Here is a 14777-nt window from a genome sequence, read left to right on the forward strand (position 1 = left end):
GTCTCCCGACCCCGATGACGCGCACCAGCCCGTATTCGGCTAGGAGACCGCAATCGGGGTCGGGAGACCCCTCCCACAGCTTACCAGGTGGCTCAGCCCACGACGCCCTTCAAGAGCACGCCGGCCAGGTAGGCCAGCCCCGCAGCGGCGCCGCCGACGCCGAGCATCTCGGCCCCACTGACCGCCCAGTGGTGATCGACGAAGCGCGCCTTGGCGGCGCCGACCGCGAAGAACGCGACCGCGGTCAGCACGGTGCTGGCTAGGAAGGGCTGGGCCATGGCCTCGGTAGCGGCGTACTGCATCAGAAAGGGCAACAGTGGCACCAGCCCGACCAGCACGAACGCCACGAAGGTGGTCCACGCCGCCCGCCAAGCCGAAGGGCTCGAGAGCGGCAGGCCGAGTTCTTCTTGCAGCATCGTGTCGACCCACCGGTCGCGATCGCTGGTGATGACGCGGACCGCGTTCTCCAGGTCGGGACCCTCGAATCCCTTGGCGGCGAAGATCTGGCGGACCTCTTCGCGCTCGCCTTTCTCGTAGCGGGCGATGTGGCTCTCTTCCTCGCGGCGGGCCCGGTCGCGGAGCTGCTGCTCGGCGCGGGTGCCGAGGAAGTTGCTCGCCGCCATGCTGAAGCCGTCGCCGACCAAGTTCGCGGCGCCGAGGATGATGATGATCCCCGGCGAAAGCCCGGCGCCGGCGACGCCCGACACGACGGCAAACGTCGTCACGGCCCCGTCAATCGCGCCGTAGACGAAGTCCTTGAGGTAGCTGTGGCGGATGCCCAGCTCGAGCCGTTCGCGGATGGCGGAGGGACGGTGTTCGTCGATGTGCGCCTGCAGCTCGCCGCGATCCGGCGTCGTTGCTTCACCGCTCATGGCCACGCCCCCTCCGGAAAGCCGACAGCTGATCGCTGAGAGCCGAACGCCATTTCTACTCTTTCGCGATCAACTCTTCGACCAACTTCGCCAAGAGTTGGGGGTCGTCCTTCGCCTTGAGGTGGGCGATGCGGTCCGGTTTGACGCCGACCTTCTCGAGGGCCTTCTCGATGTAGCCCCAGGTGGTCGCCCGCTTCTTGCCTTCGGCCAGGTAGAGGTCGGTGACAAGCTCCTGCAGCCGCTGGAGGCCCGAGGCCTCGCGGTTGTCGTAGAAGTTCTTGATCTTGCTCTGAACGTGCTTGGAGTGCTGCTGGGCCATGCGTGGGGCTCGGGGGGAGTCCTGGAGGGGGAGGATTGAGCGTACCGCTACGGGCAGGCGATGGGCAAGCGAGGCGGGTTTAGCCAGGGGTTCACCGGGGTGTTCCTGGTAGAGACGGTTTGCCGAGGCGAGACGTTTTCACCCTCCCCTAAACCCTCCCTTAAAGGGAGGGGGATTGGATCGGCGTTTGCGTGGGCTTGAGTCGGAGCCGACGGATTGCGGTCTCCCGGTAGCTAGTTCCGACCACAAACGGGTGACGGTCCGTTGGAGTCCATCGGCCACGCACGCTACGATCGTGAGGGCTCGGCTCCTGATTCCAAGTCGCTCGGCCTCGCACAATTCGGCTCTCATGAAGCAAATCGTCGCCATCGTCAAACCCTACCTGGCCGAGCGGGTGCTCGAGGGGCTACGCCGCGCGCCGCTCGAGGCGCTGTGGGTGCACGAGGTGAAGGGGATGGGCAAGCAGAAAAGCTACCTCGACCAGTACGCCGGTGACGACGGCGCCATGGCGTTCTTGCCGAAGGTCGAGCTGTCGATGATGGTCGAAGACGCCCGCGCCGAGGAAGTCCTCGAGCGTCTGGTGGAGATCGCCCGCACGGGGCGGATGGGCGACGGCAAGATCTTCGTCATGCCGGCCCAACCCTACGAGCGGGTCGTTTCAATCTGAGCAGTTAACCACAAAGGAACGAAGGAACGAAGGAACGAAGGCAAATTCGATTTGGATATTGTCCTACGGCTTTCTTAGTTCCTTCGTTCCTTTGTGGTTCGAAACTCTTGACCCCCTCGCAGGGGCCGGCGGGGGAGGCGACAATCGGGGATTCGTCCGCTAGAGCCCGCTCCCGATTGACACCGACATGGCGAAGAAGAAGCCCGCTACGACCAAGCCCGCCCAGAAGAAGCGGGTCGTCCTCACCGAGCGTGACAAGAAGACCATGTCGGCCCTGGTGGGGCTCGCCGACGGAGTCGTCAGCGCGGCGGAGAAAAAGCGAGACCCGTTCCTCGACATCCCCAGCCGGACGCTCTCGAACGTCAAGTTCTCGCCCCGCAAGGGGATCCTGGAGATGGGTAACGGCAAGAACCGGCGGCAGCTGTTCGACCTGTCGCAGGCCAAGGCCTACATGCGGACCATGCTGGTCGCCAGCGGCTGTAAGCGGCTCCTCGACGAGGGGAAGAGCACCAGCCTCCGGGGACTCTACTACATGCTGAAGCACACGATCGAGGGCTCGAAGGAGAACACCTTCGACGACCAGAACGAGTGCGACACCATCATCGAAGACGTCGAGGTGCTGCTCGCCAGCATCCGCGAAGAATTGCATCTCTACGCCGAGAACCGCGGCGCCATGGTCGGCGCGATCACGCTCACCGACCGGGGCGACACGATCGACTGCCGGCGGATGGGCTCGGGTGGCTACGCGATCCCGTCGATCGTCGAGCCCGACATCATCGAGCTCGACCCGAAGAAGTGCGACGCCCAGTTCATCCTCCACGTCGAAAAAGGAACCGTCTGGCAGCGTTTCAACGAGGACCGCTTCTGGGAGCAGCACAACTGCATCCTCACCCACGGCAGCGGCCAGCCGCCGCGCGGCGTGCGGCGGATGCTGTACCGGTTGCACCACGAGCTGAAGCTGCCGATCTACTGCGTGCTCGATAACGACCCGTGGGGGTACTACATCTACAGCGTCATCAAGCAGGGCTCGATCAACCTGGCGTACGAGTCGCAGCGGATGGCGATCCCCGAGGCGAAGTACCTGGGGCTGCGGAGCATCGACTTCGACCGCTGCACGCTGTCGGACGACGTGAAGATCGCCCTCTCCGACACCGACCGCAAACGCGCTAAGCAGGTGGCGAAGTACCCGTGGTTCGAGAAGAAACGCCCCTGGCAGGCGGAGATCCAGCGGATGCTCAAGAACGACTTCAAGCTCGAAGTCGAATCCTTGATCTCCAAGGACATCAGCTACGTCACGGAGACGTACGTGCCGGAGCGGCTCGAGGCGCAGGACTGGCTCGACTAGCGCTCCCTACGAGCGCACTCCCAACGAGCCGCGACCGTCAGGGAGTCGATCGGAGCTGTTGACCATGCCGTTCGGTCACTCCCTGGCGGTCGCGGCTCGTTTTTGGTTAGGGTTCAGAAGAACAACACCAGCAGGCCGACCGTCGCCGCGCCAAGCACCGCGGTGAAAACCGCCCCGCTGGCGATGTCCAGGGCGTCGCGGATGTGGGGGTCGTATTCTTTCGTGACCGCCTTGGCGAGCGCTTCGATCGACGAGTTGAACATCTCCGCGGCCAGCACCACGGTGATGCAGACCAAAAGGATGTACCACTCGTCCCACGAGACCCCAAGCCAACAGGCGACGGCGAGGACGCCCGCCATCACCGGGATGTGCACCGCGAAGCTCGCCGCCCCGTAGGCGCCGATGCCGACCCACACGCCGCGGAAGGCGCAGCCGAACTTGCCGAACCAGGTCGTGGGGACGAAGGCTTTTTCTAATTCTGCCATGGAACCGAGCGGCGTGCCGCTGTGAGGCTTGAGACCTGAGTCTTGAGGGTTGCGCTTCAATCCGTTTTAGCTCAGCGCACCAACCCTCACCACTCAGGTCTCAAGCCTCATCCCTATTCCAATCCGTAAGCGCCCGCGGGCGGGATGTCGATGCCGGTGCGGCGGGTGAGGCTCGTACGCGGGAGGAACCGCGGCTCGACCAGGAAGCTGAAGCCGACGTTGTTTTTCGACTCGTCGACGTTAAGTCCCATCGTGAACAGCAGCGACTCGCCAATCCGCGACAGGGCGAACGTCTGGCCGATGTTGCCCGCCTCGCCGAAGTCGATGACGGTCGCGGCCGAGCCGACCCACTTCGGCCCCAGCCGGTAGTTGAGTCGCAACGATAAGAGGTCCGAGTTAAACGGCCCGCGGATCGAGCGATAGCCGATGTAAGCGTTGCCCCGCGCCGGGCGGTTGAGGGCGACGCCGGTCGACCACGTCTGCAGGCCGTCGTTGAAGAGGTCGACGAAGCCGTCCGACAAGAACGTGAAGCGGTCGCCGAGGTGCCACGCCAAGTCGTAGTCCACCAGGCCGACGGTCTCGCCGAAGTTCTGGTCGGTGTCGGGGAAGAGGCTGGCGTTGGTGTCGAATGTCAGCCAATCGACGACGCGTTGCTGGCCGGGGGCGCCCCGCTTGGTCTGCAGGCGGTGCCGCATGCCGAGGCGGGCGACCGAAAGGTCGTCGACCACCTCGACGGTGGGGGCGGCGACCCATCCCTGCATGCCGCTCCGCACCAAGTAGAACCGCGGGTCCTGCGTCGCGGGGATGGTCGGAAAGAAGGTCCGGCGACGGATCTCTTCGAGCGAGTTGTCTTCGATCTCGTCGAACAACGCGAACTCATTCAAGTCGCGCGACGCGTCGGCGTACGACACCTCGCCGTCGAACACGACCTTGTGCGCGAGGCCGTCGAGGTTGAACAGCGGGTCGCGGACGTTCGGGTTGATCGCCCAGAACGGGGCGCTGGCGCGGACGCCGGTCTGCAGGTAAGTCCGCTGCAGATCGCCGCCGGCGAGCGAATCGCCCCAGTGCGCGACCTCGCCCATGAAGTACGGCACGACCTTCGCCGGCAGGCCGTAATCCTCCAGGTCGATCGGCAGGTCGATCTCTTGCCGCGTGACGAGGCGCTCGCCCTCGACCGACGCCTCCCACGGGAACTGGAAGAACTGCGCCGCTAGCGTTGGGTTGGTCGGCGTGGTCGCCACATTGACGTTGGCGTAGGCCGCTTGCGAGTGGGCGAACCAAGTGAGGTTCTGCCCGCCGAGCTCCTGGCCCATCAGCCAGTGGTCGAGGCGTGGCAGCCACTGCGTCTCGGTGAAGAACTCGTTGAGCTGGCCGTTCGCTTCGATCGTGAGCGATTGGTTGTCGATCGTTCGACGCAGGCGGAGGCCGGTCAATTGGTCGGCGCCCTCGTCCCACTCCTGCTCGTAGTACTGCTCAAGGAACGTGCGGTCGCTGATCCAACCGATCTGGCCCTGGACGACCCAGTCGTTGAAGACGCCGCCGCGCACCCGCTGGCGGTGGTCCCAGAACGCCCGGCCACGGAACGACTCCTCGGGGACGATGTCGCGGCGTCCGAAGCCGAGGTTGTCCTTGCCGTCGTCGCGGATCCCCCAGATATCGACCCGGCCCGTCGCGGGCCCCTCGGCGCCGAAGAAGTGGTCGGTGTCGTAGCGGTAATTGGTCCCGAGTCCCAGGCCGCGGTCGCTTAGGTAGTCGATCCCCACGGTCCAGTCGGTCCCGGCTGGCGCCTTCGAGCCGAGCAACTGGTAGATATCCAAGTCGGTGAGGACCTGGAAGCCAAACACCGAGTCGTTACGGATCCGGAAGTCGTCGATGTAGTAACGCGGCTCTTGCAGGTCGGTCTCGAGCGTCGGCCAGCGGATCAGCGGCACGCCGCCGAACTCGACGCGGTTGCCTTCGGCGCGGGCGTTCTGCTCGCGGTTGGTGATCGGCTCGCCGGTGAAGGGGTTGGCGGCCTGTTGCCCCGTGACCGGGTCGATGACCGGTCGCGCGAAGTCATCGAACGTGATCCGGTCCGACTTGAGGCTGTAGGTGGGGACCTCGAGCCGGCTGGTCGTGAACAACGCGTCTTCGGCGACGTAGCGCGAGTCCTCCAGCTGGCGGATCGCTTGGGCTTTAAGCCGTACAAGGCCGCGGTACTGGTAGCCCTCGACATCGGGCAGCGGCGTCAGCAACTCGGCGTCGAGCAGGATGCCCGTCTTGCGGCGGGCGTCATAGAACATCCGATTGGCGTAGATGGTGCGCTCGCCCTGGCGGAACTCGATGTTGCCTTCCAGGTAGATCTCGATCGGCGTGTCGCCCGATTGGTCGAGCCGTCCGCCGCTGAGCCCGCTGACGCCCGACGTCCAGACCACGACGCGGTCGGCGCTGAGGTCGACGCGATCGACCGAACCGGCGGCCAGCGGCATGCCCGGGACATCGACGCCAGAGATGACGAGTGTCGCGCCGCCGCTGAGGACGCCGACCGACTCGCCGGCGGGGGAGGTCAGCAGGTCGGCCTGCAGGCCGGCGCCATAGCGCGGGAAGAGCTGGATGCTGCGGACGCTCGGTTGCCCCGCGTCGGACCGTTGCGGCGCCGGCGCCGTGGTCATGAAGGGGTCGCCCAAGTACTGCACCGGTTCGACCCCCTCGTCGCGGATCGGTTGGCGGTTGGCGGGGACCTCGCCGGCGAGCGGGTCCCACTCGGCGCTGAAGCGGGTCTGGGCGCGGGCGTAGATCGCCGGCTTCTCGACCGGCTCGGCCGTGGGCGTCGGGGTCCGCCACTCGACGCCGCCGACCGAACGGAGCCGGCCGAACCAGTCGGGCGACTGCTGGCGGGCGATCGGCGTGGCGGTCTCGTCGGGCGTCTTGTCGTACAGGTCGAGCCACACCGGCTCTCCGCCGCCCGCTTCGAGGTAGACGAGCAGCTTAGTCGGCTCGTCGAACGACGTCGGCTCATCGACCCACACGATCGCCTCGGCGGCGCGCCAGGAGTTCTTCCCCTGGGTGAACGAGACGCCCCCCTTGAGCCGCCACATCTGGTAGGCGCCTTGGGTCCACTTGGCCGCTTCGCTGGCGGTCACGGTGATCGGGTCGGCCAGGTCGGGGCGTTGCAGTTCCACCTGCCCCGGCGCGAGGCGCACGAGGAGCCACAGCACCAGCACCCCAAGGGGGCGCACGGCGCGGCGGAGCGTCGGCGTGGCGGCGCGCTGCGGGAAGATGGAAGGCGTCCTTGCCTAGAGCGTCGGCCGACCGGCGCCGCGCGACGCGCGGACCGGGGGCGGCTGAAATCGGGCGGATCGTAGGAGTCGCCCCCCCGGGGGTCAACCCAAACGCGCAGTGCTGGCGCCGATCGCAAACCTCGCGGCGAAAAGGAGATAGCTAAGTAGGGTCCGCTGTGCGGACCATTCGCTTGGGTTGCGATCTTACTAACGCACTGCCTGCCGCTAGCTACGGTCCGCACAGCGGACCCTACGACTTGCACAGCGGAACCTACTGGTTGATCGAGTACAGCAGCACATTGAGCCCGATCCTCGCCGCGTCTTCCTTCGAATAGCCCCGGCACTGCACCGCTTCGTGCTGCTCCAGGGCGCAGCTCAGGTCGTATGGGCTGAAGACCACCGCCCAGCGGCCGTCGATCTGGACCCCTTCGAGCCGCGGCGCCCGGCGGCGGGTCCGCGCTGCTAGCGGCTGGTCGTCGGCGGTCGGCTGCGGGTCGCGGATGTCGACCAAGCGGATGTCGAACCCGCCGAAGACGGGGGTCAGCAGCGGGTCGTCGGGCGGGATGCTTTCAAAGCGGGCGCCGGGGAGGGCGGCCGCCACCTCACGCCGGAACGCCTTGGCGAACTCGGGGCTCGCGCAAATCGCGTCCGCTAGCAGCGTGCCGCCGTTGGTCAGGTACTCGCCGAGCGCCGTCCGCTCGGCGGCCGACAGGCGGAAGTCGCGGCGCCCGTGGGTGAAGGCGAAGTGCCGCAGCGGCAGGGCGGGGTCGTCGGCGGCCAGCTCCACCGGCGTGGGCGCCACCGACAGCTTGGCGTCGCTCTCGCCCGCGGCGCGGAGCAGATTCGCCAGCGCTCCCGGGGCGTCGTTGCAGCCGCCGGCGTGGCGGAGTTTGGCGACCTCGATCAGGCCGCGCTGCCCGCCCGCCTCGAACTCGAGCCGCGACGCCTCCTCGACGAACTGCTGTTCCTTGCCGCGCGGCTCGCGGTTCGTTGCGTACGCCAGCACGTTGAGACCGATCGTCCGGGCGTCCTCGATCCGTCGCTTTACCGCCGCCGGGGCGTCGTCGGCGCGGGTCGGCGCGTCGAGTTCCCAGTAACACGACAGGTCGCGGTCGCAGAACACCAGGCACGTCCGGCAGCCGTACTCGACGCCCCACAGGCTGCCGACATATGGCGAATCGGGCCGCACCAGCCGCTCCATCCGCCACAGCGGGTGCGACGCCTCGACCTGGCGGAGCCGGTACTCGGGCTCGGGGAAGACGGCCGCGACGAGCCGTTCGATCGCCTCCCGGGGAGCGCTCTGCCCGCCATCGCACGGCGACTCGACGAGGAGGAAGCCGCCCTTGTCGATGTAATCGCGGAGCTTCTTGCCTTGCGTCGTCAGGCCCTGCGTCGCCGCGTCGCCACTGGCGTAGAGGACCGGCGACAGCGCCAGGTCGGGGACCGTCGCCTTGGCGGCGTCGACCGCTTGCCAGGTCATGGGCAGGTCCCACGCCTCCTCGGCGGCGGCGACCAGGTGCGTGGCGTCGCGGCGGTGCGAAGCCCACGCGCGGGCGTCTTCCCCGTCGGGCGCCTTCGCCTTGGCCATCACCACGGGCCGCCGCCCCTTGGCGAGGAACAGCAGCGCGAACGACGTCGAAACCGTGTCGCTGAGTTCCAGGGGATTATGGATCCAAGAGTCGGTGAGTTGGTCTTGCGCATTGACCAGGTGCTCGGTTCCTTCGCGGTACCAGTCGTGCTGATCGATGAAGCGTTGCGAGGTGAGTCGGCCGACACGCTCCAGCGCGTATAGGTAATAGTAATGAGCGCTGTCCGTCACCCGGCGCCCGACCGGATTGCCGCGGACCGAAAAGTTACGGCCAAGCCAAGCGAGACCGCGCTCGACGGCGGGGTCGCTTTCTTGGGATTGGCAGCAGAGAACCTGGCCCGACGGATCGATCAAGGCGTCGGCGTCGCCCGACGCGAGGCTGATGATGACCAGGGCGCCGACGCCGGCGCACGTCATGCTGCCGCTCGCCGCGTCGCTGCTGGTGTAGTGCCAAGAGCCGTCCTTGTTCTGACGCTTCCGCCAGTAGACGCCCGCCCGGCGCCACGCCTCGGGATCGACTTTGACGCCCGCCTCTTGCGCGGCGTAGAGGCCCATCAGGGCGAATTGCGAGTTGCTCGGGTCGGCGCGGCCGTCCGCCTCGCCGTACGACCAGCCGCCGGCGTAGTCCCCCTCCTTGCTCTGCGACTTCTCCAGCCAGCGGGCGTTCTTCTCGATCTGCATCCGGTCGCGTCGCGGCGTCGCGGCGGCGAGCGCCATCGTCTGCAGCGCGACGACATAAGTGTCCTTCGGCGGGAACTGCCGCACGTACTCTAGGCCGGCCGCGACCGTGGTGTCGTCGGGCTCGATGCCCGCCTCCAAAAGGGCGAGCGTCGCTAGCGACGAGACGCCGCCCGGATTGGCCGTCCCGTCGTCCCAGCCGCCACGGCCGTTCTGCTGCCGTTTCAGGTAGCCGACCGCCCGGTCGATCGAAGCGAGCACGCGCGCCGGGTCGAGCGGCTCGGCCGCCCCACGCCGTTGCGCAGCGGCGGGCGAGGCAAAGCCGCACGCCAGCGCAATCGCTACAACCGCAAAGATCAGGCCGCGTGGCATTCCGGCGCTCCGCTGAGTCGAGAAAGGGAGCAGGGCATCCTACCTTTCTGGGTGGTGATGTCAGGAAGGGAGAGAGGGGGATGATTGGGGAGAGGGGGATCGCAAGCGGACGATTGACCGCTTTGTAGTCTAAGCCGCAACGACGCCGTTGAGCATCTCGAGGGGTCTGCCGTCGATAATCGCCAGCCGCTTTGCGGCTGCCTTCAGAACTCCAAAAGCAATCCAATCGACTCTCGGTGTCATCGCGGTTGGAAGCAAGAAGGAACACCGCCGCCCGCTTGCGATTCCCCCTCTCCTCAATCATCCCCCCTCTCCCTTCCTAACGTCAGCCGATCGAACAGCGTAGAATCACGCCATGAGCACCGTTGAACCGACCGCCGCTGGCAAGACACGCAATCTGGGGGATGTACTCCAGGAATTCGCCCAGCACCGCTGGGTCATGCAGCAAGAGCTGCAGAAGGTCATCGTCGGCCAGGACGAGGTGATCGAGCAAGTCTTCGCCGCGATCTTCACCCGCGGCCACTGCCTGCTGGAGGGCGTGCCGGGGCTGGCGAAGACGCTGATGGTCTCGACCCTCGCGCGGATCCTCGACCTCGGCTTCAAGCGGATCCAGTTCACGCCCGACCTGATGCCGTCGGACATCACCGGCACCAACGTGTTGGAAGAAGACGATCACGGCCGGCGTTCTTTCAGGTTCGTCGAGGGGCCGATCTTCACCAACGTGCTGCTCGCCGACGAGATCAACCGCACGCCGCCCAAGACGCAGGCCGCGCTGCTACAGGCGATGCAGGAGCGTGAGGTGACCGTCGGCCAGACGACCTACGAGCTGCCGAACCCGTTCTTCACGATCGCCACGCAGAACCCGATCGAGCAGGAGGGGACCTACCCGCTCCCCGAGGCGCAGCTCGACCGTTTCATGTTCAACATCAAGGTCGACTACCCGAGCAAGGACGAGGAAGAAAAGATCCTCGCCGCCACCACCCGCGGCGAGAAGCCCGAGGTCAGCAAGGTCCTCAGCACCAAGGCGATCCTCAACGTCCAGAAACTGGTCGGCTCGGTGGCGGTCAGCGAGTACGTCATCAAGTACGCCGCCGCCCTCGTGCGGGCGACACGCCCCAAAGACGAATCGGCGCCCGACTTTGTCAGGGAGCTCGTCGACTGGGGCGCCGGCCCCCGCGCCGGGCAGTTCCTCATCCAGGGGGGCAAAGCGATCGCCGCGATGGACGGCCGCTTCAGCGTGGCGATCGAAGACGTGCAGAAGATCGCGCTACCGGTGCTGCGTCACCGCGTCGCGGCGAACTTCCAAGCGCAGGCCGAGGGGATGACGACCGAGGACATCATCGCACGGCTGCTGGAGAGCGTGCCGCAGCCGGAGATTCCGAAGTTCAGCAGTTGATTAACCGCGGAGTTCGCAGAGGACGCGGAGAAGCAGTTGTGAGCCGCGTCGTCCTCGACCGCGGTGAAGAAGGGGACGCGGATGCACGCGGATTGAAGGGATGAATGCGGATGTCAGAGTTCAAACTTCTGCGCTTTCAGACTGCTTCGGACATTCAGCGGGATGGCTTGGGGGTTGAGATGATCGATGCCCACGATCATGTCGTTGCCGAAGTTTTCAGATGTGATCGGGAGAAAACAGTGCAGCTCTCATTATTTGTCGAATCGCTTCCATTCAACGCGGTTGCTTTGTTGATGGACGAGGCTCGCATCAAGCTCGATCCGTTCGAAGACGGCACTCCGTTGGCAGACGCTTTGGACTAACAAGCCTACGATTTCGATCCGCGAACATCCGCTTAATCCGCGTTCATCCGCGTCCCCTTCTTCGGCCGAGGTCGAGGACGACGCGGCTCACAACCGCTTCTCCGCGTCCCCCGCGAACTCCGCGGTAAACCCACCCCGCTATGGCGACTGCCGAGAGCTATCTCAAGCCCGAAGTCATCCGCCAGATCAAGCGGCTCGACCTGCGCGCGCAGTTCATCGTCAAAGGCTTCCTACAGGGCCTCCACGCCAGCCCGTTCCATGGCTACTCGGTCGAGTTCTCGGAGCACCGCAAGTACACGCATGGCGACGACCCCAAGGACATCGACTGGCTCGCCTACGCCAAGACCGACCGCTACTACGTCAAGAAGTTCGAGGCCGAGACCAACATCACCGGCTACCTGGCGATGGACCTGAGCGGGTCGATGGCCTACTCGCACGGCGGCCCGCGGGGCAAGTCGGGCGGCCTCTCTAAATTCGACTACTCGATCTGCCTCGCCGCGGCGCTGGCGTACCTGATGATCGGCCAGCAGGACCCGGTCGGCATGGTGGCGTTCGACCAGAAGATCAAGCACTCGCTCCCCCCCAAGAGCAAGCGGACCCAGCTGGCGACGCTGCTATCGCTGTTGGCGGGGCTCAAGCCGGCGGGCGAGACCGACATCGCCGCCGGCCTTACGCAGCTCGCCGCCATGCTCCGGCACTCGAGCCTCGTGATGATTTTTAGCGACCTGCTGACCGACGAAGAAGCGGTGCTGAAGTCGCTCCGCCGGCTCCGGCACGGCGGGCACGACGTGATCCTATTCCATGTGCTCGACGAAGCCGAGGTGACGTTTCCGTTCCGCGGCCTCACCGACTTCGAGGAGCCCGAGACGGGCGAGCGCCTCGAGCTCGACGCCGACGGCTACCGGGCCGACTACCTGGCGGGCGTCGCGGACTTCCGCGAAACGTACCGCAGCGAGTGCCTCGAGTCGGGTGTCGACTACGTGCCGATCGACACGGGGATGCCGTTCGATCGAGCGCTAACGGAGTACCTCGTCCAACGCCGCCGCCGCGGCTGACGAATGAAAAAGAAGGCGATGTGGGAGGGGTCTCCAGACCCCGATAACGGCATCGTAGCTCGAACGGCTGACATACCGTCATCGGGGTCTGGAGACCCCTCCCACAACAGAAACTTCCGCTCGCGGCCGCAATGGCTTTCCTCTCCCCACTGCTGCTCGCCGGCGTCGCGCTAATCGCGATCCCGATCGTGCTGCACCTGCGCAAACGGAGAGACCCGATCCGGGTGCAGTTCCCAGCGCTGCGGCTCCTCAAACGCAACCGGCACAAGACCGAGACCCAGCTGCGGTTGCGGCGCTGGGTGCTGTTGGCGCTGCGTTGCCTGCTGCTGGCGATGTTGGCGGCGGCTCTCGCCCGGCCGCTGCTCAAACCGCCGTCGGCTGACGGCGCCGCGGGCGACACGGGCCCGGCGGGCGCCGGCGTCGGGCTCGCGCTGGTGATCGACAACGGCCCCAACGCCGCCTACCAAAGCCGCAACGCGTCGCGACTCGAAGTCGCCCAGCAGATGGCGGGCGATCTGCTCGCCAGCCTGCCGGGCGAGACGCCGGTGGTGTTGGCCGACCGCTCGACGGGGGGCGGCGCGGCGAGTCTCGAGCCGGCCGCCGCAGCGGCCCGCGTCGATCGTCTCCGGGTGACGCCCGCCGCCAAGCCGCTCGCCATCGCGCTACGCGACGCCGTCACGCGGCTCGCCGAGACGCCGGCCGCGCGGCGCGAGGCGTACGTCTTCACCGACCTTTCGGCCGGCGCGTGGGACGAAGCGGCGCAGGGCGCCGTCGCCGCCGTGCTCGACGCCCATCCTGGCGTGGCGCTGCGGCTGGTGGACATCGGCGTGGCCGAGCCGCGGAACGCCGCGATCGATGGCCTGCGGCTGCCGAGCGAGTCGCTCGCCGTCGGCGAACCGCTGACGCTCGTGGCGTCGCTTCACCTGGTGGGCGAATGGCGTGAGCCGCTGGCCGTGCAGCTCTGGCTCGATGGCGAGCAGGGCCCCGTCAAGCGTGACGAACGCCTCGTCGAGCCCGACGCCGCCGGGACGATCGACTTCACACTCGCGGGTCTCCCCGAAGGCTTCGCGACCGGTTTCGTCCGGGTCATCGCCGGCGACGCGGCGCCCGACGACGATGTCCGCTACTTCGCTGTCGAAGTGCGGCGACCACGCTCGATGCTGATCGTCGCGCCAACCGAAGCCGACGCCGTCTTCTTCCGCGCGGCGATTGATCCCTCGGTCGCCGACCCGGGCGTGACTCGGCGCTTCGAGACCGAGGTGATCGCAATCGACGCCTGGGCGCGGCAGTCGCTGGCCGGATTCGACGCGGTGGCGCTGATCGACCCGGCGCCGATGATCGAACGGGGCCGCGGCTGGCGGCGGCTTTACGACTTGGCGGTGGGCGGCGGCGGGGTCGGCGTTTTCTTAGGCCGCGAGGCGACCCTCGACGCCTTCAACACCCCCGACGCCCAGACCCTGCTGCCGGCCGAGCTGGTCTGGCGCTCGCGCGAGGAAACTTACCTGCGGCCGACCTCGTTCTCGCACCCAGCGATCAAGCCGCTCGCCCCGTACGCCGACGCGATCCTCTGGCAAACGTTCCCGGTCTTCCAGCGTTGGGAGCTCGGTGATCTGCGCGAAGGCGCGGCGGTCGTCGCTCGCTACGCCGACGGCGGGCCGGCGATCGTCGAGCAAGCGGTCGGCCGCGGCCGCGTGGTGGTGATGACAACGAGCGTCAGTGACCGACTCGACCGTCCCGACCCGTGGAACCGCTTGCCGACCGGCGACGACCCCTGGCCGTTCGTCGTGTTGGCCCGCTCGCTGGCGGACTACCTCACGGGCGCCGCCGACGCGCAGCTCAGCTACACGGCGGGTGACACGGTCGCCGCGCCGCTGCCGACGGGGCTCGAGACGCCCGGCTACGTGCTCCGCACCCCCGGCGGCGAGTCGATCCGCCAGTCGATCCCGCCGGGTCGGGGCGAGCTGTCGATCCCCGCCGCGACCGAGCCTGGGCCGTACCGCATCGAAGCGGGCGCCGAGCTCGACCGTCGCTTTGTCGTGAACCTCGACCCGTCGGCCGGCCACGTCGAACGCGTCGCGTTCAGCGATCTGCAGAGCACCCTCGGCAAGGACCGTGTCCGGTTGCTGAAGGACGAGGAAGCGCTCGCCAACTCGATCGATCTGGGCCGCGTCGGCCGCGAGCTGTACGGTTGGGTGCTAGCGCTAGCGGCCGCGGCGCTGGTGGGCGAACACTGGGTCGGCGCCCGTTACTACCGTCAGTCTAAGGAAGACAGGTGATTGTGGGAGGCGTCTCCAGACGCCGATTTCGGTCTCTTGGCCGTTTACGAATGGTGCGCGAAATCGGCGTCTGGAGACGCCTCCCAAATTGTGAGTAGAGCG

11 protein-coding genes are annotated in these 14777 nt (G+C 66.9%); 6 read left to right on the forward strand and 5 right to left on the reverse strand.

All coding sequences use genetic code 11. The annotated features are described in order from the left end of the window. Nucleotides 1-92 precede the first annotated feature (92 nt). Together Pla108_RS12505 and Pla108_RS12510 are read right to left on the reverse strand one after the other, a co-directional pair. Nucleotides 93-872 carry a VIT1/CCC1 transporter family protein gene (locus Pla108_RS12505; RefSeq protein ID WP_146445290.1) on the reverse strand — a complete coding sequence of 260 codons (780 nt, stop codon included), beginning with the start codon at nucleotides 870-872 and terminating at the stop codon, nucleotides 93-95. A 55-nt stretch (nucleotides 873-927) separates the two neighbouring features. Then, nucleotides 928-1191 (reverse strand): hypothetical protein, encoded by a 264-nt coding sequence (locus Pla108_RS12510; RefSeq protein WP_146445291.1) that lies wholly within the window; start codon nucleotides 1189-1191, stop codon nucleotides 928-930. Between the two features lie 349 nt (nucleotides 1192-1540). Between Pla108_RS12510 and Pla108_RS12515 the strand changes: the two genes are divergently transcribed. Both Pla108_RS12515 and Pla108_RS12520 read left to right on the forward strand, forming a co-directional pair. Further along, nucleotides 1541-1858 carry a P-II family nitrogen regulator gene (locus Pla108_RS12515; RefSeq protein WP_146445292.1) on the forward strand — a complete coding sequence of 106 codons (318 nt, stop codon included), beginning with the start codon at nucleotides 1541-1543 and terminating at the stop codon, nucleotides 1856-1858. Between the two features lie 187 nt (nucleotides 1859-2045). Next, a complete protein-coding gene (locus Pla108_RS12520) occupies nucleotides 2046-3203 on the forward strand; it encodes a DNA topoisomerase IV subunit A (RefSeq protein WP_146445293.1) in 1158 nt (385 codons plus the stop codon). Between the two features lie 113 nt (nucleotides 3204-3316). Here Pla108_RS12520 and Pla108_RS12525 read toward each other — a convergent pair whose 3' ends face one another. The 3 genes from Pla108_RS12525 to Pla108_RS12535 form a co-directional block, all read right to left on the reverse strand. Beyond that, entirely contained in the window at nucleotides 3317-3688 is a 372-nt protein-coding gene (locus Pla108_RS12525; RefSeq protein ID WP_146445294.1) for a diacylglycerol kinase, read from the reverse strand. 113 nt (nucleotides 3689-3801) lie between these two features. Further along, the gene (locus tag Pla108_RS12530) at nucleotides 3802-6906 is read right to left on the reverse strand and encodes a hypothetical protein (protein ID WP_146445295.1); all 3105 of its coding nucleotides are present in this window, start codon (nucleotides 6904-6906) and stop codon (nucleotides 3802-3804) included. A 313-nt stretch (nucleotides 6907-7219) separates the two neighbouring features. Next, nucleotides 7220-9586, reverse strand: a complete 2367-nt coding sequence (locus tag Pla108_RS12535) for a DUF4159 domain-containing protein (protein WP_146445296.1) — start codon at nucleotides 9584-9586, stop codon at nucleotides 7220-7222. Nucleotides 9587-9941: 355 nt separating this feature from the next. Here Pla108_RS12535 and Pla108_RS12540 point away from each other — a divergent pair, with 355 nt between their 5' ends. The 4 genes from Pla108_RS12540 to Pla108_RS12555 all read left to right on the forward strand — a co-directional run bounded on the left by Pla108_RS12540 (nucleotide 9942) and on the right by Pla108_RS12555 (nucleotide 14675). After that, complete coding sequence (locus tag Pla108_RS12540) at nucleotides 9942-10982, forward strand: AAA family ATPase (RefSeq protein ID WP_146445297.1); 1041 nt, start codon at nucleotides 9942-9944, stop codon at nucleotides 10980-10982. A gap of 110 nt (nucleotides 10983-11092) precedes the next feature. Beyond that, the gene (locus Pla108_RS12545; protein ID WP_146445298.1) at nucleotides 11093-11344 is read left to right on the forward strand and encodes a hypothetical protein; all 252 of its coding nucleotides are present in this window, start codon (nucleotides 11093-11095) and stop codon (nucleotides 11342-11344) included. Nucleotides 11345-11484: 140 nt separating this feature from the next. Beyond that, entirely contained in the window at nucleotides 11485-12399 is a 915-nt protein-coding gene (locus Pla108_RS12550) for a DUF58 domain-containing protein (RefSeq protein ID WP_146445299.1), read from the forward strand. A 131-nt stretch (nucleotides 12400-12530) separates the two neighbouring features. Continuing rightward, on the forward strand, nucleotides 12531-14675 hold the full coding sequence (locus Pla108_RS12555; protein WP_146445300.1) for a BatA domain-containing protein: 2145 nt from the start codon (nucleotides 12531-12533) through the stop codon (nucleotides 14673-14675). Nucleotides 14676-14777 lie beyond the last annotated feature (102 nt).

It is taken from the genome of Botrimarina colliarenosi, assembly GCF_007859955.1.
In the GTDB taxonomy this organism is placed as follows: domain Bacteria; phylum Planctomycetota; class Planctomycetia; order Pirellulales; family Lacipirellulaceae; genus Botrimarina; species Botrimarina colliarenosi.

Bases quoted from the DNA above. Each gene is read 5' to 3' on its own strand.
- Pla108_RS12505 (WP_146445290.1), bottom strand. From the start codon at position 872: ATGAGCGGTGAAGCAACGACGCCGGATCGCGGCGAGCTGCAGGCGCAC.
- Pla108_RS12510 (WP_146445291.1), bottom strand. From the start codon at position 1,191: ATGGCCCAGCAGCACTCCAAGCACGTTCAGAGCAAGATCAAGAACTTC.
- Pla108_RS12515 (WP_146445292.1), top strand. From the start codon at position 1,541: ATGAAGCAAATCGTCGCCATCGTCAAACCCTACCTGGCCGAGCGGGTG.
- Pla108_RS12520 (WP_146445293.1), top strand. From the start codon at position 2,046: ATGGCGAAGAAGAAGCCCGCTACGACCAAGCCCGCCCAGAAGAAGCGG.
- Pla108_RS12525 (WP_146445294.1), bottom strand. From the start codon at position 3,688: ATGGCAGAATTAGAAAAAGCCTTCGTCCCCACGACCTGGTTCGGCAAG.
- Pla108_RS12535 (WP_146445296.1), bottom strand. From the start codon at position 9,586: ATGCCACGCGGCCTGATCTTTGCGGTTGTAGCGATTGCGCTGGCGTGC.
- Pla108_RS12540 (WP_146445297.1), top strand. From the start codon at position 9,942: ATGAGCACCGTTGAACCGACCGCCGCTGGCAAGACACGCAATCTGGGG.
- Pla108_RS12545 (WP_146445298.1), top strand. From the start codon at position 11,093: ATGTCAGAGTTCAAACTTCTGCGCTTTCAGACTGCTTCGGACATTCAG.
- Pla108_RS12550 (WP_146445299.1), top strand. From the start codon at position 11,485: ATGGCGACTGCCGAGAGCTATCTCAAGCCCGAAGTCATCCGCCAGATC.
- Pla108_RS12555 (WP_146445300.1), top strand. From the start codon at position 12,531: ATGGCTTTCCTCTCCCCACTGCTGCTCGCCGGCGTCGCGCTAATCGCG.